The organism is Massilia sp. IC2-477 (assembly GCF_020707265.1).
In the GTDB taxonomy this organism is placed as follows: domain Bacteria; phylum Pseudomonadota; class Gammaproteobacteria; order Burkholderiales; family Burkholderiaceae_D; genus Telluria.
Genome location: NZ_JAJFEQ010000014.1, coordinates 49,978 through 68,945 on the forward strand (window position 1 = coordinate 49,978; position 18,968 = coordinate 68,945).

At 68.3% G+C, this 18,968-nt stretch carries 17 protein-coding genes; 10 read left to right on the forward strand and 7 right to left on the reverse strand.

All coding sequences use genetic code 11. The annotated features are described in order from the left end of the window. Window positions 1-7 precede the first annotated feature (7 nt). From LK542_RS22380 to LK542_RS22390, 3 genes are read right to left on the reverse strand one after another with little or no spacing between them, the layout of a single operon-like run. Window positions 8-670, reverse strand: coding sequence for a methionine ABC transporter permease (locus LK542_RS22380; protein ID WP_227802888.1), 663 nt, complete (start codon window positions 668-670; stop codon window positions 8-10). Then, on the reverse strand, window positions 663-1,469 hold the full coding sequence (locus LK542_RS22385; RefSeq protein ID WP_227813642.1) for an ATP-binding cassette domain-containing protein: 807 nt from the start codon (window positions 1,467-1,469) through the stop codon (window positions 663-665). Before LK542_RS22385 ends, LK542_RS22380 begins: the two co-directional genes overlap by 8 nt. Before the next feature lie 4 nt (window positions 1,470-1,473). Then, window positions 1,474-2,682, reverse strand: a complete 1,209-nt coding sequence (locus LK542_RS22390) for an acyl-CoA dehydrogenase family protein (RefSeq protein ID WP_227813643.1) — start codon at window positions 2,680-2,682, stop codon at window positions 1,474-1,476. A gap of 189 nt (window positions 2,683-2,871) precedes the next feature. On the opposite strand from LK542_RS22390, the gene ssuE reads away from it, so the two are divergent. The 4 genes from ssuE to LK542_RS22410 are packed head-to-tail and all read left to right on the forward strand — an operon-like array spanning window position 2,872 to window position 5,531. After that, window positions 2,872-3,417: an NADPH-dependent FMN reductase gene (gene ssuE / locus LK542_RS22395; RefSeq protein ID WP_227802891.1), complete on the forward strand. Its 546-nt coding sequence runs from the start codon at window positions 2,872-2,874 to the stop codon at window positions 3,415-3,417. A 20-nt stretch (window positions 3,418-3,437) separates the two neighbouring features. Continuing rightward, complete coding sequence (locus LK542_RS22400; RefSeq protein WP_227802892.1) at window positions 3,438-3,620, forward strand: hypothetical protein; 183 nt, start codon at window positions 3,438-3,440, stop codon at window positions 3,618-3,620. 9 nt (window positions 3,621-3,629) lie between these two features. Beyond that, window positions 3,630-4,790: an FMNH2-dependent alkanesulfonate monooxygenase gene (gene ssuD / locus LK542_RS22405; protein ID WP_227813644.1), complete on the forward strand. Its 1,161-nt coding sequence runs from the start codon at window positions 3,630-3,632 to the stop codon at window positions 4,788-4,790. A 48-nt stretch (window positions 4,791-4,838) separates the two neighbouring features. After that, on the forward strand, window positions 4,839-5,531 hold the full coding sequence (locus LK542_RS22410) for an alpha/beta fold hydrolase (RefSeq protein ID WP_227813645.1): 693 nt from the start codon (window positions 4,839-4,841) through the stop codon (window positions 5,529-5,531). A gap of 4 nt (window positions 5,532-5,535) precedes the next feature. Here LK542_RS22410 and uvsE read toward each other — a convergent pair whose 3' ends face one another. Next, a complete protein-coding gene (gene uvsE, locus LK542_RS22415) occupies window positions 5,536-6,426 on the reverse strand; it encodes a UV DNA damage repair endonuclease UvsE (RefSeq protein ID WP_227813646.1) in 891 nt (296 codons plus the stop codon). Between the two features lie 187 nt (window positions 6,427-6,613). Between uvsE and LK542_RS22420 the strand changes: the two genes are divergently transcribed. Then, entirely contained in the window at window positions 6,614-7,060 is a 447-nt protein-coding gene (locus LK542_RS22420) for a hypothetical protein (RefSeq protein WP_227813647.1), read from the forward strand. A gap of 4 nt (window positions 7,061-7,064) precedes the next feature. Here LK542_RS22420 and LK542_RS22425 read toward each other — a convergent pair whose 3' ends face one another. Together LK542_RS22425 and LK542_RS22430 are read right to left on the reverse strand one after the other, a co-directional pair. Beyond that, window positions 7,065-7,979: a CAP domain-containing protein gene (locus tag LK542_RS22425; protein ID WP_227813648.1), complete on the reverse strand. Its 915-nt coding sequence runs from the start codon at window positions 7,977-7,979 to the stop codon at window positions 7,065-7,067. A 218-nt stretch (window positions 7,980-8,197) separates the two neighbouring features. After that, on the reverse strand, window positions 8,198-10,048 hold the full coding sequence (locus LK542_RS22430; RefSeq protein WP_227813649.1) for a hypothetical protein: 1,851 nt from the start codon (window positions 10,046-10,048) through the stop codon (window positions 8,198-8,200). 481 nt (window positions 10,049-10,529) lie between these two features. Here LK542_RS22430 and LK542_RS22435 point away from each other — a divergent pair, with 481 nt between their 5' ends. The 3 genes from LK542_RS22435 (at window position 10,530) to LK542_RS22445 (ending at window position 16,042) form a co-directional block, all read left to right on the forward strand. Next, window positions 10,530-11,321 carry an NF038120 family PEP-CTERM protein gene (locus tag LK542_RS22435; protein WP_227802899.1) on the forward strand — a complete coding sequence of 264 codons (792 nt, stop codon included), beginning with the start codon at window positions 10,530-10,532 and terminating at the stop codon, window positions 11,319-11,321. A 16-nt stretch (window positions 11,322-11,337) separates the two neighbouring features. Further along, window positions 11,338-14,535, forward strand: coding sequence for a S8 family serine peptidase (locus LK542_RS22440; RefSeq protein WP_227813650.1), 3,198 nt, complete (start codon window positions 11,338-11,340; stop codon window positions 14,533-14,535). A 184-nt stretch (window positions 14,536-14,719) separates the two neighbouring features. After that, window positions 14,720-16,042 carry a diguanylate cyclase gene (locus LK542_RS22445; RefSeq protein WP_227813651.1) on the forward strand — a complete coding sequence of 441 codons (1,323 nt, stop codon included), beginning with the start codon at window positions 14,720-14,722 and terminating at the stop codon, window positions 16,040-16,042. Between the two features lie 44 nt (window positions 16,043-16,086). On the opposite strand, the gene LK542_RS22450 is transcribed toward LK542_RS22445, so the two are convergent. Beyond that, on the reverse strand, window positions 16,087-16,593 hold the full coding sequence (locus LK542_RS22450; protein ID WP_227813652.1) for a host attachment protein: 507 nt from the start codon (window positions 16,591-16,593) through the stop codon (window positions 16,087-16,089). A gap of 203 nt (window positions 16,594-16,796) precedes the next feature. Here LK542_RS22450 and LK542_RS22455 point away from each other — a divergent pair, with 203 nt between their 5' ends. Both LK542_RS22455 and LK542_RS22460 read left to right on the forward strand, forming a co-directional pair. Further along, window positions 16,797-17,687: a class I SAM-dependent methyltransferase gene (locus LK542_RS22455; RefSeq protein ID WP_227813653.1), complete on the forward strand. Its 891-nt coding sequence runs from the start codon at window positions 16,797-16,799 to the stop codon at window positions 17,685-17,687. A gap of 81 nt (window positions 17,688-17,768) precedes the next feature. Then, window positions 17,769-18,911 (forward strand): branched-chain amino acid ABC transporter substrate-binding protein, encoded by a 1,143-nt coding sequence (locus LK542_RS22460; RefSeq protein WP_227813654.1) that lies wholly within the window; start codon window positions 17,769-17,771, stop codon window positions 18,909-18,911. Window positions 18,912-18,968: the final 57 nt, after the last annotated feature.

The following is an 18,968-nucleotide window of genomic DNA, read 5'->3' on the forward strand; positions in this document are numbered from 1 at the left end:
TGAAAAATCAGCGCTTGTCGAGGCGGCGCGCCAGCCGGCCGCCGCTGAACTGGATCAGCTGCACCAGCAGCACCAGCAGCGCCACCGTGAGCACCATGACATCGGTCTCGAAGCGGTAATAGCCGTAGCGGATGGCGAGGTCGCCGATGCCGCCGCCGCCGACCACGCCGGCGACCGCGGAGTAGGAAAGAAAGCTGATGGCGAGTACCGTCAGCGCCAGCACCAGGCCGGAACGTGCCTCGCGCAGCAGTACCCGGGTGACGATCTGCCAGGTGGAGGCACCCATCGCTTCGGCGGCCTCGATCACGCCGCGCGGCACGTCGCGCAGCTGCTGCTCGACCAGGCGCGCGAAATACGGAATGGCGGCAAAGGAGAGCGGCACGGCGGCGGCCAGCGGCCCGATCGAGGTGCCGGCAATCACCCGCGTGAGCGGCACCAGCGCCACCATCAAGATGATGAAGGGGAAGGAGCGCACCGTATTGACCAGCCAGCCCAGCACCAGGCCGGCGCGCCGGCCGCGTGCGGAAGCCGCATCCAGCCCCAGGTAGAGCGCCACCCCCAGCGGCCCGCCGAACAGCACCGCCGCCGACAGGCCGAGCCCCAGCATGAGCAGGGTTTCGCCGAGCGCGCGCCACAGCTCGGGCAGCAGCGCAATCAGGGTATCAGTCATGGACCGCTCCCAGCCGGGTCGCGGCGCGCGCCTCGCTGTCGTACCAGGCCAGTTCGCGACCGAGTGCGGTCCTGCGCGGCACGCTGTGGTCGCTGAGGGCGAACTGCTCGGCGACCGCGCCGTCTTCCAGCACCGCGACGCGGTCGCACAGGCTGCCGATCACCGCCAGTTCGTGGCTGACGATGACGATGGTCACGCCCAGGCGCAGGTTGATGTCGCGCAGCGTGGCCAGCAACCCGCGCGTGGTTTCCGGGTCGAGCGCGGAAGTCGGTTCATCGCACAGCAGCACCGCCGGTTGGCTGGCCAGCGCGCGGGCAATCGCCACGCGCTGTTTCTGCCCGCCGGAGAGCTTGGCCGGATAGCTGGAGCGCTTGTCCTCCAGCCCGACCAGCGCCAGGCATTCCTCGACCCGCGCCGCGAGCCGCGGTGCGTTCAGCGTACCCTGCAGGCGCAGGGGAAAGGCGACATTCTCGAACACGGTGGCGTTCTGCAGCAGGTTGAAGCCCTGGAACACCATGCCGATCTGGCGCCGCGCCTCGCGCAGCTCGCGCTTGCCCAGTCGGGTCAGTTCGCGCCCGGCCACGACGACGCTGCCGCTGTCGGGGCGCTCCAGCAGATTGAGCATGCGCAGCAGGGTCGACTTGCCGGCGCCGCTGCGTCCGACCAGGCCGTAGATCTCGCCCTGGGCGATGTCGAGCGTGACCTCGCGCACGGCCGCGAAGCTGCCGCCCTCGGGCAGGGGAAAGGATTTGCTGGCGCGCGCGATGCGCACGGCGAAGGAGGGGTCTGGCGTGCTCACGGCGTCAGGAATAGGGGGTGGGTTCCGGGAAGCGTCCCGACAGCGCGTAGCGCCCGAGGTCGCGCAGCTTGTAGTCGACCGGGTCGTGCAGGGTGTGCACGCGCGCGTTGCGCCAGAAACGGTCGAAGCCGTAGCGCGCCGACGTCGAGCGGGCCCCGGTCAGTTCGAACAGCTGGCTGCCGATGTCGATGGCGGCGCGGTGCGCCAGCACCTTGGCTTCGGCGACCGCCACCGCGACCTCGCCGCGCTCGGCCGCGCTGAGCGCATCGCCCTTGCGGAAGGCTGCCTCGAGCAGTTCACCGGCGGCGTCGGCCAGCAGCGCGGCCGGCCGCAGCATCAGCCAGAACTGGCCGTAGCGGTGCTGGACATAAGGGTCGTCGGTGACGTCGTCCACGCCGGAAGCCAGCCAGGGGCGGCTTGACTCCAGCGTGTAGCCGCGCGCCGCCTCGAAGGCGCCCTGCGCGATGCCGAGGTAGAGGTTGGCCATCACCAGCTGCGCCACCTGCGAGCGCAGCGTGCTGCGCGGCGTCGGCGCCTGGCCCGGCGCCTGCAGCACCAGGGCGGTAGGCAGGTGCACGCGGTCGAAGTGGACGTTGCCGCTGTCGGTCTGGCGCTGGCCGAAGGCGTCCCAGTCGGCTTCCACGTGGATGCCCGGCTGGGTGGTCGGCAGCACCGCGATCAGGGATGCGCCGGCTGCTTCGTCCCAGGCCGACACGGTGAGCCAGTCCGAGCCCACCGAGCCGGACGAGAAGCTCTTGACGCCATCGAGCCGGTAGCCGGTCGGCAGGGCGACGGCGCGGGTGCGGCGGTCGAGCGGGTTCAGGGCATTACCCCAGAACAGGTTCTGTTTGACCGTCATGCCCAGCAGGCTGCGCTGCTGCAGTTCGCTGCCGTACAGCTGAATGCCGGCCAGCTGCAGGTGGTGAAAGCCGAACAGGTGGGCCAGGGCGCTGTCGGCGCGCGCCAGGATGCGCACCGCCTGGTTGACCGTCGCCCAGCTGGCGCCCTGTCCACCGTGCTCGAGCGGCACCGACAAGGTGAGCAGGCCGGACTCGCGGATCCAGCCGCGTTCGCGGGCGGCGTGGCCACCGGCGCGGTCGCGTTCGACGGCGCTGGCGGCCAGGCGCTCGGCCAGGCTGGCGGCCAGGGCCAGCGGATCCGCTGCGGTGGCGGCGCCGGTGTCCTGGCGCTGCGGGGATGGGGAAGAAGGCATGGACGTGCGTGGGATGTTGATGGATGCGTCCAGTGTGCATTGGCGCCGCCGCCGCGTGAACGAAGGAATGCGCCATTCGATATGAGCAAAAAGTTAAAACGCCGCGCGCATATCGATGAGCGAAACAATTCGTTGGCTTGCGCCTGCCTGCGCTTTAGCCTGTGGCCATCGTCAACCCCTGGATCCACCATGAGCGTCCTACTATTGGGCGGAAGCCCCTCGCCGCAATCCTCGTGCACGCGGCTGCTGCAATACATCGGCGACCGCCTGGCCCTGCAGGGCCAGCGCCCGGTGCGCATCGAAGTGCGCGAGCTGCCCGCCGACGCGCTGCTGCAGGCCGACAGCGCCCAGCCCGAGCTGGCGCGTGCGCTGCAGCTGGTGCGCGAGGCCGATGTGGTGGTGGTGGCCACGCCTGTCTACAAGGCGGCCTACACCGGGCTGCTGAAAGCCTTCCTCGACCTGCTGCCGCAGGACGGCCTGGCCGGCAAGGCCGTGCTGCCGATCGCCACCGGCGGCAGCCAGTCGCACATGCTGGCGCTCGACTACGCGCTGCGCCCCGTGCTGGCCTCGATGTCGGCGCGCTTCATCCTGCCCAGCATCTATGCCACGTCCGACCAGGTGTCCTGGCATTCCGAATACGGCCTGGCGCTGGCGCCGCCGATCGCGGCGCGCATCGCGCAGGGCATCGAGCAGCTGGGCGCCGAACTGGAACCCCGGCTGCGCGCCGCCGCCTGACAATGACCGAAGGAGCATCCATGCACGAACACGTTTCCCGCCGCGCCGCGCGCCGGCATGACCTGGGCCTGGCGTTTGCCGGGATCGCCGCGGCAGCGGCAGCGCAGGGCGCCGCCCAGCCGCGTCCCGCCCCAGCGGCCGACCCGCGCCAGCGCGCGCCGCTGCAGCCAGCCGCGGCGACGCTGCCCCTGGCCGCGAATTGAGGAGCCGCAATGTCGACCCCTGACGTATTCTGGTTCCTGCCCACCCACGGCGACAGCCGCTACCTCGGCACCTCGGAGGGCGCGCGCGCCGTCGACGCGGCCTACCTGAAGCAGGTCGCGGTGGCCGCCGACACCCTCGGCTACGACGGCGTGCTGCTGCCCACCGGCCGCTCCTGCGAAGACGCCTGGATCGTGGCGTCCTCGCTGATCGACGCGACGCGCCGGCTCAAGTTCCTGGTCGCGGTGCGGCCGGGCCTGTCGACGCCGGGCCTGGCGGTGCGCATGGCCTCGACCTTTGACCGCCTGTCCGACGGCCGCCTCCTGGTGAACGTCGTCACCGGCGGCGACCAGGGCGAGCTGGAAGCCGACGGCCTGTTCGCCGACCACACCAAACGCTACGAGATTTCGGATGAATTCTTCCGCGTCTGGCGCGCCAGCATGGCGGGCGAGGGCGGTGCGGCCGGCTTCGACTTCGAAGGAAAGCACATCCAGGTCAAGGGCGCGAAAACGCTCTATCCGCCGGTGCAGGAGGGCGGACCGCCGCTGTACTTCGGCGGCTCGTCCGAGCCGGCGCACGAGCTGGCGGCCGCGCAGATGGACGTCTACCTGACCTGGGGCGAGCCGCCCGCGGCCGTGAAGGAAAAGCTGGACGACATCCGGCAGCGCGCCGCACGCCACGGCCGCACGCTGCGCTTCGGCATCCGCCTGCACGTGATTGTGCGCGAGACCAACGAAGCTGCCTGGCGCGCCGCCGACGAGTTGATCAGCCACCTGGACGACGAGGTCATCGCCAGGGCGCAGGCGGCCTTTGCGAAGATGGATTCGGTGGGCCAGCAGCGCATGGCCGCCCTGCACGGCGGGCGCCGCGACAAGCTGGAAGTCTCGCCCAACCTGTGGGCCGGCGTGGGCCTGGTGCGCGGCGGCGCCGGCACCGCGCTGGTGGGCGACCCGGAAACGGTGGCCGCGCGCATGCGCGAATACGCCGAGCTCGGGATCGAGACCTTCATCCTGTCGGGCTATCCGCACCTGGAAGAGTCTTACCGCTTCGCCGAGCTCGTGTTCCCGCTGCTGGGCAAGGGCAAGGGAAAGGCGACCGGCGCGCAATCGCTGACCGGGCCGTTCGGCGAGATGATGGCGAGCGATATCCTGCCCAAGAAGAAAGCAGCCTGACGCCGGCAGCCGGGAGCGGGACGGAAGCGCCTTTGCTATCATGGCGCGATGTCCATCCTGCTCGTACCCGGCTACATGGCCGATGAAACCCTCTGGGACGACGTGCGCGGCCCCCTGGAACAATTCGGGCCCGTCCTGCACGCCGACCTGCGCCACGACGACAGCATCGAAGCGATGGCCGCGCGCGCCGTCGCCGCTGCACCCGGCAGCTTCATCCCGGTCGGCTTCTCGATGGGCGGCTACATCGCCCGCGAGATCGCGCGCCTGGCGCCCGAACGGGTGCGTGCGCTGGTCTTGATCGCCACCTCCACCCGCGCCGACACGCCTTCGCTGCGCCAGAGCCGCGGCACGGTCGGCAAGGCCGCGGCCTCGGTCTCGTTCTCGGGCCTGAGCAAGACCGCGATCGCCACTTCGCTGCATCCGCAACAGGCCGGCAACGACGCCCTGATCGATCGCGTGCGCGCCATGGGCGTGCGCCTGGGCGGCGAGGTGTTCCGGCGCCAGTCGAGCATCGTGCGCACGAGCGACCGCGAACGCCTGCACGAGATTCGCTGCCCGACCCTCGTCATTGCGGCGGGCCAGGACCGCCTGCGCTCGTGCGAGGAAGCCGAGGAACTGCATGCCGGCCTGCCGGCTTCGGACTTCGCCCTCATCGAGGACAGCGGCCACATGCTGCCGATCGAGGCGCCCGAGGCCCTGCTGGCGGTGATGCTGCCCTGGCTGGAGAAAGTCGCGCAGTAATGCACTAAGCAGCGGTGGTAGCCGACCAGGCGCGCAAGCCGCGGATCGCTTCTTCCTTGAGCTTGGCCTCGATCTCGATGTAGGGTGCGGCCAGGTAGGACGAGGGCATCACCTCGATCAGGTCGGAATGCTGGCGGTCGTTGAAGCCTTCGCGGCCGTTGGAGATGTGCACCAGCTGGTGCCTTGGCTCGGCCCAGGTCTCGCGCGCTTTCAGCAGCATCTCGCCCACGCTCGGATCTTCATAGCTCGACAGTTTGTCGTGCACTACGTGGTGGTGGGCGTCGAATACCATCGGCACGCCGGCGCGCAGGCAAATTTCGTGAATCTCTTGCGCGCCATACGCGTACTCGTCGTTCTCCAGCCCCAGCCGGCAGCGGATCGCGTCGGGCAGGGTGGCGATGCGTTCGACCAGGGCGTCGGCCCGGTTGCCCTTGCCGCCGTGGATCTCGAGCAGGGCCCAGGGCGAGCGTGGCTGCTCCAGCAAGTCCATGATGTCGGCGTGCATCTGCAGGATCTTGATGCTGTTCGCCACCACGCCTTCCGAATCCGAATTGAGCACCACAAACTGGTCCGGGTGCATGACCAGGCGGATGCCGCGCTCCAGCGCACGCCGGCCCGAACGCGCCAGGGTGGCGGCAAAGGGCGCCAGCACCTCGCGTCCGATGTCTTCGTCGGCGAAGGGAAAGATCGACGACGGCAGGCGGTACAGGCGGATGCCCTCGGCTTCGCAGTAGCGCAGCGCATTGTCCAGGGTCTGGATATTGTCGCGGTACAGGCCGTCGAGCAGTGCACGCTGGCCGTCCAGGCTGTGCTCGAGCAGGCGCTTGCGCGTGACCGTGCGGTAGCGGACGTCTTTCGATGCGGTGATGCAGACGAGGCCTAGATTTGGTGGCATGGGTTCCCTGTGCTGTCGCGGCCCGGTTGCCGCCTTTGCTCCGAGTCTAGCGCAATGGATAATCCGGGGCGTCCGCCTGGACTGCGTGGGCGGGTCAGGCCAGGGTCATCCTGACGAACGCCCCGGTCGCCCGAACTTGGGCAGAATGGTCCGATATCCAGTGACATTAGCTCAACAGGAGGATGCGATGAGCGATCAGGAACGCGACAAGCAAGGTGGGGCCACACGCAGCGATACGCTGGCCGAGGGCGGCGCCGTCCCGGTGAATGCACAGGGCGGACAGGCAAGCCAGACCGGTTCGCAGATCGTCGGCGCGGCCGGCGGCACCGATGCCTCGGCAGCGGCGGCCCAGTCCGGCAACCAGGGGCCGGGCGGCGCCGGCATGCGGGCGCAGGGAGCAGCGGAAGGCGGCCCCGGTGCGCCGGGCGGTTCGCTGGGCGGCGGTGGCAGCCCGGCGGCGGGCGCCTCCGCGGGCGGCAATGCGATGGGCGAGGCGGCGTCAAGCGACGACACCCGCACCGGGACCGGGACCTCGTCCGGCCAGGGTACGTCGGTGGCGGGCGGCGACCCCAGCAGCGGCGCGGCCTTGAACCCGACCAAGCAGGGCGGCGGCGGAGGCGCATCCACCGCTTGAAGGATCAGCGCGGCCGGCCGAACACCTGGGTCCAGTAGACCAGGCCGCTGCGCTTTTCCGCGACGATGCCGTAGGCCGCTCCCATCTCGGTAAAGCTGGGATTCATGATGTTGGCGCAGTGGCCCGGGCTGTCGAGCCAGCCGGCCATGGCTTCTTCCGGCGAGCTCTGGCCGAAGGCGATGTTCTCGCCCACGCGCTGCCAGGCATAGCCGGCGCGCGCCGCGCGGTCGGCCGGCTGGCTGCCGTCCTTGGCGCGGTGGCTGAAGTAGCGGCGCGTCGCCATGTCGCGGCTGTGCGCCAGCGCGGCCTCGCCCAGGCGCGGGTTCCAGATGACCGGCGGCGCCGGCGCAAAGTGCTCGCTGCCGCAGGTGCGCGCGCTGGCGCGCGCCGCATTCACCCCGGCCAGGATGGCCTTGCCGGCCTCGTTCCAGTCCGGGAAGGTTTCCGAGGGCAGCGGCGGCGCCGGACGCGCCAGGATCACGGTCCATTCATTGCCGCTGCGATAGGTACCGACGGCCGAGAAGCGGGTATCGAGCAGGGTCTTGCAGTATTTCTGCTGCAGCACGGCCATCGCTTCCGCCGGGGTATCCGGGCCGGTGACGCTGATCGAATCGGCGCGCTCGGCCGCATAGCCGGCACGCTCGAGCGCGGTTTCGATGAAGGTGGCGGGGCCGATGCGCACCCGCGCCAGCGCCGGGTGCGGCGCCAGGGCCTCCACCGGATCGGCGGCGCGGCCCATGCAGCTGCCGGGCGCCATGCGGTAGGCATTGACCAGGGTGCTCAGCTGGTCGGCGCCGTAGGCGGGCGCCGGCACGGCGGCGGCCGGACCGGGCCAGGCCGCGGCCAGTGCGAGGCTCAAGGATGCGAAGGACAGTGCGCCACGCTGCGCATGGCGGCGCGCCCTGAATGGCAGGGTCATCATTTTTCGGTAGAGGTTCCGGTGCCGGCGGCTGCGTCATCACACCGGCATTGCCAAATCTGAATTGACAGTCAATAAAGCCGGCCCCAAAGCAAAAACGCCGACCACAGGTCAGCGTTTTATCGAGGCCGGACAGGAAGCATGACGCATCTGTCGCGAACCCACCCACTATAGCAGGGTCGCGCCGACCCTGCATAGCGCGGCGCTGTAACAGGCCGCTACAGCCGCGTCAGCTGCGGGCCGCCCGGCTCGCCCAACCAGGTGGTGGCGAAGCGCTTGCGCGCCGCCGCCAGCGCCGGCGCATCCCCCCGTTTCTGGTAGACCTCGATCAGCCCGCGCAGGGCCCAACCGTTGCTGGGCGTGCGCGCCAGCGAATCGCGGAAGACCTGCTCGGCCGCGTCCAGCTGGCCGGTGCGCAGCAGCGCCGCGCCCAGCGACTGGCGCACCGGGTAGTACCAGTAGGGCGGCTCCATGTAGGGCAGGCCATCCTGCAGTGCGATCGCTTCGCGGTAGGCGGCCATCGCCTCGGGCAGCTTGCCGCGCGCATCGAGCAGGCGTCCACGTGCCACCGCACGCGCCGTCTGCACGATCTCGCGCGCCGGGATGCTCCACTGCGCGATCGGCGTGAAGTCGGCCGTGCGCTCGATGCGTTCGAGCGCGGCCAGCTCGCGCCCGCCTTCGTCCAGCATGCCCTTGCGCGCAAAGCCGACGGCGCGGGCGTAATGCCACATCGCCTTGACCAGTACGAAGTCGGGCCCGGGGTCGGGCAGGGCCAGCAGGGTTTCCGGCGAGCTGAACTGCACGTGCGAGAAATAGGGCGCCGCCTTGACCGGCTGCAGGCTGGGGAAACCCTTCAGCAGTTCGGGTGGGATTGCCTTGTCCAGCTTGCCTGCCGCTTCGAGCGCGGTGCGCCCGTCGCCGCCCATCAGGGCCGACACCATCACGAAGTGGATGTTGTGCGGGTAATAAGCGCCGCGGTACACCGGGTCGCTCGGCGAGCGGCCGAAGTATTGCTCGTCGACGGCGATCGCGTCGCGGTTCGACTGCAGCGCCTCGCGGTACATGCCGAGCCGGTAATAGATGTGCGAGGGCATGTGGACGACGTGGCCGGCGCCCGGGATCTGCTGGGCCAGCACCTTGGCGGCAGGCAGCGCCCGTTCCGGATGGCTCGAGGCTTCCACCGCATGGATGTAGTAGTGGGCCGCGCCCGGATGGCTGGGATTGCGCTCCAGCACGCGCTCGAGCGCGCCCAGCATGGCCACGGTGCGCGGCCTGGGCTGGGCGCCGCCGGCCTGCCAGTAGTCCCAGGGCGACAGGTCCATCAGCGCTTCCGCGTACAGCACCTGGATGGTGTCGTCGTTGGGGAAGGCGCGCGCGGCCTCGCCCATGGCGTCGGCATAGGCCTGGTCGAGTGGCGCCCGGTCGGCCGGCGGGGTCGCCTGGTAGCGCTGGGCGATGGCGCGGATCAGGGCCTGTTCCGGCGGCGTGGCCGCGGGTGCGAGCGCGATGGCCTTTGCCGCCGCGCTTGCAGCCGGGGCGGCCGCTTCCGGGAACATCGGGGCGTTGATGTTTGGTCCCAGCGCCAGTGCCTCGCCCCAGTGGCACATGGCGCAGTGCGGATCGTGCTGCTGGGCGGCGCGGAAGGCGCGCACGGCTTCGGCGTGGTTGAAGGCAAAGCTCAGGCGCAGGCCCTGGTCGAAATAGGCCTGGGCGCGCGGGCTGGCGGTGGTGACTGGCACGTGCAGGCTGCCGAGGTTGGCGTACAGGGGCGGTGCGGCGTCGGGCGCTGCCGCGCCGGCCTTCGGCGCGCCGCCTTTCGGCGCCGCCACCTGGCCCGGCTTGAAGGGCGCGGTTTCGGCCTGGGCCTGGGCCAGCACGAGCTGGTCCAGCAGGGGCGGGCGGCCGGCGCGCGCCGGCGTGCAGATGGCGCCGGGGGCGAACAGCGGATCGAAGCCTGCCTGTGCAGCCTTGGTCGCGTCCGGCGCAGGGCTGGAAGAAGCGAGGGCGAGGGCGGCGATGGCGGCGGCCCCCGCCGCCCCGGCGCCCATGAGGATGCGTACGGGTTTCATGCTTGTCTCCCCTATGCGTGCTTGCGCTGCCCGCATTGTCATTGGAGGTCGGCGCCAGAGAGAGAGTTCGGGCCACGCACGGCGTTTGGACACTGCTTTGTGCGGGATCAAGGTCCATGTGCGAAAACGTCCCACCCCTATCGACGACACATGATATTTCAGTCAAGAAATAGAAGTGTTTCTGTTAGGAAAATTGTAAGCAAATGCATCATTCCATAATGTGTCTGTCAAGAATATTTTGCATGTAGAAAAATGTGTAGAAAAAAAACTACGATGCAATTCGCATGATTTGGATCAATATTCATAGGGAAATCCATCTTTAATTCAGGAAAATCCGTGAATTTTCGAATCTTATTTTTGACAACATTTTTGGGAAAAGAATGCCTCCATTGATATAGTTGAGACGCACATTTCTTGCAATAAATGCAGCAGTGCTACAACGGCAGCGCATCGTTACTCAAACCATAAGGCGGAAACAATAATGACTCCAAGCTTCGTGACGCGTTCTTCCCGTGCCCTCACCGGGCTCTCCAAACTAGGGCTGGCCATGGTCGGCGCAATCGCCCTGCTTGGCTCCGCGCCGGCAGCGGCAGCCGTCCTGAATTTCGAATCGCAGCTGCCGACGGTGTATGCCGGTGGCGAATTCTTTGACGAAAACGGCTTCCGCCTGTCGGTGATCGACACCCACGGCGACGGCACCGGCCTGGCCGGCGGCATCGTCAACGGCAGCGATCCGACCACCTGCGCCCTGGGCGGCTGCCCGAGCGGCAATAGCACCAACTTCTATATCGGTGTCGTCGACGGCGCTGCCACGATCACCCGTAACTGGGCCGACGCCACTTTCCGCCTGCGCGGCTTCGACTTCAGCTTCATGGCCCCGGTCGGCGGCCTGGCGGCCGGCTCCTACGGCCAGCTGCAACTGACCGGCAACCTCCTGGGCGGCGGCACCATCTTCACCGCCCTCGACTTCCCGAGCGCGGTCGATGCGAGCGGCAACCCGATGTTCGGTTCGGCCATGCTGGCCGCCGACTTCATGAACGCCACCCTGACCAGCCTGAACATCCGCGCCTGTATCAACGACGGCACCAGCTGCATCTTCCCGGACGACAACAGCCCGCTCATCAGCCAGGCCCAGTTCGGCATCGACAACATCGACCTGGCCGAAGTGCCGGAACCCGGCAGCATGGCCCTGATCGGCCTCGGCATGGGCGCGCTTGCGCTGCGCCGCCGCAAGTCGTCCGTTTCCCAACCCGCCACCACCGTCGCTGCCTGAGCCTGGATACCACACCATGAAACTCCGTCCAATTACTTCCGCCGTCCTGCTGTCGCTGTCCCTGCTGGCCGCCAGCGCCGCGCAGGCTGACGGCGAACGCCGTTCCTACATCATCCAGCTGGCCGACAAGCCGGTCGCCACCTACGAGGGCGGCGTCGACGGCCTGGCCGCCACCAAGCCGGCCCCTGGCCAGCGCCTGAACGTGGACGCCGCCAGCGTCCAGGCCTACATCGGCTACCTCGACAGCAAGAAAGCCGACGTGATGAGCACGATCGCCGGCGCCGAGATCACCAACGAATACAAGGTCGTGCTGAACGGCTTCTCGGCCATGCTGACCGACGACGAGGTGCGCGCGCTGAAGAAGAACAGCAATGTCGTGGCCATCACCGCCGACTCGATCCTGCAGCTCGATACCAGCTACACCCCGGGCTTCATCGGCCTGGACGGCCCCGGCGGCCTGTGGTCCAAGCTCGGCGGCCAGGGCGCTGCCGGCGAAGACATGATCATCGGTATCGTCGACAGCGGCATCTGGCCGGAGCACGCCAGCTTCGCCGACCGCGTCGATTCCGCCACCGGCACCCCGAGCCACACCGGCGACCAGCTGGTCTACAGCGCGCCGCCGAGCAGCTGGAAGGGCGCTTGCGACACCGGCGAAGGCTTCTCGGCTGCGAACTGCAACAACAAGCTGATCGGCGCACGCTACTTCAAGGCCGCCAGCCAGCAACTGCACTGGACCGAGTTCGCTTCGGCCCGCGATTCGGTCGCAGGCGTCGACGGCAAGGGTGGCCACGGCACCCACACCGCCAGCACCGCAGCCGGCAATGCCGGTACGCCGGCCGTTACCAATGGCCTGAGCCTGGGCAAGGTGAGCGGCATGGCGCCGCGCGCCCGTATCGCCGCCTACAAGGTGTGCTGGTCCTCGAACACCGCCAACAGTACCGCTGCCAGCAACGGCTGCGCCACCTCGAACAGCGTGGCCGCGATCGAACAGGCGGTCAAGGACGGCGTCAACGTCATCAACTTCTCGATCGGCCCGAACGCCGGCGGCGGCACCTTCACCGAAGCGACCGAGCAGGCCTTCCTGGGCGCGGCCGCGGCCGGCGTCTTCGTCGCCACCTCGGCCGGCAACGGCGGCCCTGGCGCCACCAACGTCACCCCGACCGCCCACCTCAGCCCATGGCTGACCTCGGTCGGCAACGCCACCCACAACCGCCTCTATGTGGGCGACGTCACGCTCGGCGACGGAGTGATTTTGACCGGCGCTTCGGGCAATGCCAAGAACGAGCCGACCCAGCTGATCCGGGCGCGCGACGCCGCCATGCCGGGTATCGATCCGGACAACGCCAATCTGAACCTCTGCTACGGCAAGGCCGACGGCGCCAACACCCCGGTCTACCTGGATCCAGCCAAGGTGACTGGCAAGATCCTGGTATGCGACCGCGGAGGAAACGTACTGGTCAACAAGAGCGCCAACGGCAAGACCGCCGGCGCGGTCGGCGTCATTATCGCCAACACGGCAACCTCGGCCAACACCATCATCAACCAGGCCCACACCGTCTCGACCGTGCACCTGGCCTACGTCGACGGCGACAAGCTGAAGGCTTACATGGCGTCCAACCCGAATGCGACCGCGGCAATGGGCAACCTGCGTGGCGTGCTCGACCCGACCGTGCAGGCACCGCAGATGAGCGCGACCTCCTCGCGCGGCCCGAACGTCGCCAACGCCAACATCCTGAAGCCGGACGTCTCGGCGCCGGGCAGCGACATCCTGGCCGCCGTCACCGCCGACCTGACCAAGCCCCAGCGCAACGCGGTTGCCGCCGGCGAGGCGTCGCCGGTCAGCGACTTCGCGTTCTACAGTGGCACCTCGATGGCCTCGCCGCACATCGCCGGCATCGCGGCCCTGCTCAAGCAGCGCCACCCGGACTGGACTCCGATGATGATCAAGTCGGCGCTGATGACGACCGCGATGAACGTCTTCGGCGATACCCAGAACGGCGCCCAGGCCTGGGACCCGACCGCCCGCTTCAACGGCAACCTGCCATGGGGCCAGGGCGCCGGCTTCGTGCGTCCGACCAACGCCGACGACCCGGGCCTGGTGTACGACGCCGGCATGACGGACTGGATCCGCTTCATGTGCGGCGCAAGCGCGCTGAATCCGTCTTCGGCCACCTGCACCAACTTCGGTTCGATCCAGCCGTACGACCTGAACCTGGCCTCGCTCACCGCCGCCAACGTGCTGGGCGTGCAGACCCTGAAGCGTACCGTGACCAACGTCGGTGCGACCACCGCGACCTATAACCCGACCGTCAGCCTGAGCGGCTTCAACGTGACGGTGGAACCGTCGTCGCTGACCCTGGCCCCGGGCCAGAAGGCCGACTTCAGCGTCAAGCTGACCCGCACCACTGCGCCGTTCAACACCTGGGTCTATGGCAACCTGACCTGGAACGACAACGCCGGCCACGTGGTCCGCAGCCCGCTGACCGTGCGCGCCGCCTCGATCGCAGCTGTCGGCTCGGTGACGAGCGAAGCGACCTCGGGCAGCAAGTTCATCACCCTCGGCACCGGTTTCGGTGGCGTGATGACGCTGGCCAAGGGCGGCCTGATCCCGGCTACCCAGGACACCAGGACCGTGCTGCAGGCACCAGTGATCACTTCCACGGTCACCACCGCAGCCTGCGCGGCTGGCGGCGGCACCGGCGTCAATGCCCATGACTTCACGATCGCGTCCGGCACCATGCTGGCCCGTTTCGCCACGTTTGACAGCGAAACCTCGGGCGGTAACAGCGACCTCGACCTGCTCGTGATGCGCAAGGGCAGCAACGGCGCCTACGCTGCAGTGGGCAGCAGCGGCAACGGGACCTCGAACGAGAACGTGCAGTTCGTGAACCCGGTCGCAGGCGACTACCGCGTCTGCGTGATCGGTTACGAGCCGAAGGGCGGCGCCGACACCTACAAGCTGTCCTCGTGGATCGTCACCCCGACCTCCACCGGCGGCAACTTCAAGGCGGTCGCACCGAGCGTCGTGGTGGTTGGCGGCGTCACCCAGGTCGGCCTGTCGTGGTCGGGCCTGGCAGTCGGCAAGCGTCACATGGGCGCCATCGGCTACAAGACTGGCGGTGCGACGGTTGCCACCACGCTGATCGAAGTGGACACCACCGATCCGGTGCCGCCGTTCCTCAACGCCCGCCGCCAGCCGCAAGAGGCACTCTAAGCGGCAAGCTGCGCGGCCGCCCCGGCGGTCGTGCAATGCTGCCAAAGCCGGCCCTGTCGCATACGGGCCGGCTTTTTTATTTCCCGCATGCATAGCCGATTGCGTTTTGCCGTGTGACGCGACACAATGAAGATTCCTGCAATAAATGCAAGAATGCATCATTCAGCAAGGAAGTCGAGAAAACATGCCGCACCCCGCGCCGCTGTACAGGAACCATGTCCTGCTGCTCTCGCAAAGTTTCTTCATCAAGGACAACCGGGCCGAGCTGCTGCTGCACGCCCACAAGTACGACTTCGACATCCTGTTTTTCGACGACGTCTCGCGCTTCGTGGACGCGGTGGCCCACGACGGCGGCGACAACCTGTACGTGATCGACCTGGATGCCCTGCACAACCTGCAGGCCGACATGCCGGACGGGCGCCGTACCCTGCTGCTGGGCGAGCTGCTGCAGCGCCTGCCGGGCGACCACAGCTACATCTACCTGCAGAGCGCGCGCCAGGGCAGCCGTTTCATGTTGCAGCAGCGCCTGGTCGACAGCCACTGCCTGGCCTATGCCGAAAAGCCGATCGCCAACGACGTGCTGGTCGACAAGCTGTTCAAGCTGTTCGTGCAGAAAAAACGCGGCGATCCGGTGCGCATGGTGGTGCTGGGCGACGCGGTGCTGGACGATGCGGCCCTGCTGGCGCGCGGCGTCGAGGTGCTGCGCCACCCTGACGCCCAGACCCTGCACCTGCGGGTCAAGGAGCTGCAGCCGGACCTGGTGCTGATCACGGACAGCGAATACGGCCGCACCGACGCCATCGTCCGCGTGCTGCAGAAAAACATCGAGGCCGACCCCGTGCGCGAGATCGCGCTGCTGCAGTGTCGTCCCGATCCGGCCCTGACCCGGCGCGCCCTGGCGGACGGTTTCGACATGGTGCTGGCCAACTGCGAGGCCGACCTCCTGGCGGCCCAGCTGGTCGGCCGCGCCGACAAGATTCGCATCAACAAGGACCTGATCGGCAAGGACCGCGCCACTGGTCTGCTCAACAAGGTCGGGCTGCAGAAGAAGGCACAGGGCCTGATCCGGCGCGCGGCCCAGGAGGGCCGGCCGCTGGCCCTGGGCGTGATCGACATCGACAAGTTCAAGACCATCAACGACACCTGGGGCCACCACTTCGGCGACATCGTGATCAAGCGGCTTTCCCTGAGCCTGTCGACGCAGCTGGGCGAGCACGACCTGCTCAGCCGTTTCGGCGGCGAGGAATTCGTCATGGTGTTCTGGGACTGCACCCGGGAGGAGGGCAGGCGCCGGCTCGACGCGCTGCGCCAGGCTTTCGGTGCGATCCCGTTCGAGGTGGGGCCGGGCGAACTGCGCCAGTTTTCCTTCAGCGGCGGCGTGGCCGCCTATCCCGAATACCGCAGCGAGAACGAACTGTTCCTGCGCGCCGACGCGATGCTGTACGTCGCCAAGCAGGGCGGACGCAACCGCATTTGCGCCGAGGAAACGGCGCTGGCGCTGGCGTAAAAAAAGCGCCAGCCGCGGCTGGCGCCAGCTTATGACAACACGGCTCAGTGCAGCTTGGCCTGCTGGGCGTGCAGCTGTTCGCGCAGTTGCTGGGCGTTCGAGTGGGTGTAGTCCTTGTTGAACTCCGCCTTGATCGCCTGCTGCACCTCCTTGTGCAGTTCCGGGCGCAGCGCGCCCAGGAACTCGGGCGAGGCCGACACGATCAGCTGCTGGAAACGGCCTTCCTGCTGTGCTTTCAGCAGGTAAGCGGCAATGTCCTTGGCAAACATTTCCGTCGCACGTTCCTGCGGCGTCTGGTTCGGCTCCCACTGCTTGTTCGGCGCCCCGGCCTGGGCATTGTGGGACAGGCTGGCGCCTTGCCCCATGCCGATGTTGTGGCCGCTGCCCGCTGCCGAGGTCGGTCCCAGCCGGTCGGTTTCGCTCTCCGACGTGCGCAGCTGGACGGCGGAATTGACCATGTCTTCGATTTCCTGCAGCGGTTCGGTCGGATCGGACTCCGAGAAGAACCTCGCGCGGCCGGCGTTGGCCGAAAGAATCCAGGTTGTTGGCATGCTACCCCCTGTCAGTAGTGAGTTGTTAGGCGTGTCATGGCGATCGATATGCCGCCAAGCATGTCGATCAGGCTATGAATCCAGTATATCGCCGCTTCCGGAACCCCGGCGCACCGACGCCGCCAGCCGTGCGCAGCGGAATCTTGTGGCGCGCCGCCGGTCCAAGGGGTGACCCCTTGCCGGGTCATTCCAAGGAGACCATCATGAGCGAACCCAGCACTTCCACGCCGTCGCCGCGCCAGCCGCCCGACGCCCCGATGCCCGCCGCATCGCCACCGGATTACGCCGCCGTCAAGCAGCGCCAGCAGGCCACCTGGGCCAGCGGCGACTTCGCCATCATCGGCGTCACGCTGCAGATCGTCGGCGAGTCGCTTGCCGAAGCCGCCGACATCCGCGCCAACGAGCGGGTGATCGACATCGCCGCCGGCAACGGCAACGCCACGCTGGCCGCGGCGCGCCGCTTCGCGCGCGTGACCTCGACCGACTACGTGCCGGCCCTGCTCGAGAAGGGCCGCGCGCGCGCCGCCGCCGAAGGCCTGGACATCGCGTTCCGCGAAGCCGATGCCGAGGCCCTGCCGTTCCATGACGCCAGCTTCGACGTCGCGCTGTCCACCTTCGGGGTGATGTTCACGCCCGACCATGCGCGCTGCGCCGCCGAGATGATGCGCGTCGTGCGCGCGGGCGGGCGCATCGGCGTCGCCAGCTGGACCCCGTCCGGCTTCATCGGCCAGATGTTCAAGACCGTGGGCCGCTACGTGCCGCCGCCTGCTGGCCTGGTGTCGCCGGCGATGTGGGGCACCGAGGACTACCTGCGCCAGCTGTTCGGCGCGCAGGCCGCCAGCATCCGCGCCCAGCCGCGCATCTTCCACTTCCGCTACGCCTCGCCGGCGCACATGATCCAGGTATTCCGCGACTACTACGGGCCGGTGTTCAAGGCCTTCGGCGCGCTCGACCCGGCGGGCCAGCAGGCGCTGGAACAGGAGCTCACTGCGCTGCTCGAGCGTTCCAACATCGCGGGTGACAATTCGCTGGTGGTGCCGGCCGAATACCTCGAAGCCGTGATCATCAAGCGCACCCCCGACGTCCTCCATTAAGCTGAGCACGGCCGCGCGTCACGGTTGGTGGCGCGCGTGCCCGGCAGTACAATCGGAAGCATTCATTCGAGAAAGCTTCCCATGCGACCTGCCGCCGTTTGCTCCGCCCTCGTTTCCTCCCTCCTGCTGGCCGCTCCGGCCGGCGCCCAGACCATCGTGAAGATCGGCACGGCCTCGCCGCTGTCCGGCCCCGGCGCCCACCAGGGCAAGGACATCGAGGACGGCGCCCGCATGGCGATCGACGAGCTGAACGCGAAGGGCATCGCGATCGGCGGCAAGAAGATCAAGTGGGTGCTGCAGGCCGAGGACGACGCCAGCGACCCCAAGACCGGCACCATGGTGGCCCAGAAGCTGGTCGACGCCCGCGTGGCGGCCGTGGTCGGCCACCTGAATTCCGGGCCAACGGTGCCGGCCTCGAAGATCTATGCCAGCGCCGGCATCCCGCAGATCTCCCCGGCCGCCACCACGCCGGTGTACACGGCGCAGGGCTACAAGACCGCGTTCCGGGTGGTCGCCAACGACGCCCTGATCGGCCGCACCCTGGCGCGCCATGCGCTCGGCGCCCTTGGGGCGAAGCGTATCGCCGTGATCGACGACCGCACCGCCTTCGGCCAGGGCCTGGCCGACCAGTTCGCGCGTGAAGTGCGCGCCAAGGGCGCCACTATCGTCAGCCGCCAGTTCACCCACGACAAGGCCACCGACTTCAGCGCCATCCTGACCCAGATCCGCGGCCACAAGCCGGACATCGTGTTCTATGGCGGCATGGACGCGGTGGCCGGCCCCATGCTCAAGCAGATGAAGACCCTGGGCCTGCAGGCCAGGTTCGTGGCCGGCGACGGCGTCTGTTCCGAAAAGCTGCCGCTGCTGGCCGGCGACGCACTGGGCGACGACAAGGTCTTCTGCGCCGTGGCGGGCGGCGTCACCGGCGCCCAGGAAGCAGCCTTCAACGCCTTCGGCGAGCGTTTCCGCCAGCGCTACGGCCACCCGGTCGAGACCTATGCGCCCTATGCCTACGATGCGGTGATGGTGTTCGCCGCGGCGATGCAGAAGGCCGGCTCCAGCGAGCCGGCGCGCTTCCTGCCGGCGCTGGCAGGCGTGAAGCACGAAGGCGTCACTGGCAGCATCGCGTTTGACCCGAAGGGCGACCTGCGCAACGCCGCCATGACGCTCTACACCTACCGCCAGGGCAAGAAGGTGAAGCTGCAGGTGGTGCGCGGAACCTAGCGATACGCCTTGTATTGACGGGCGGCGTGAAACAAACTGCATACAAAAATGCGCTTG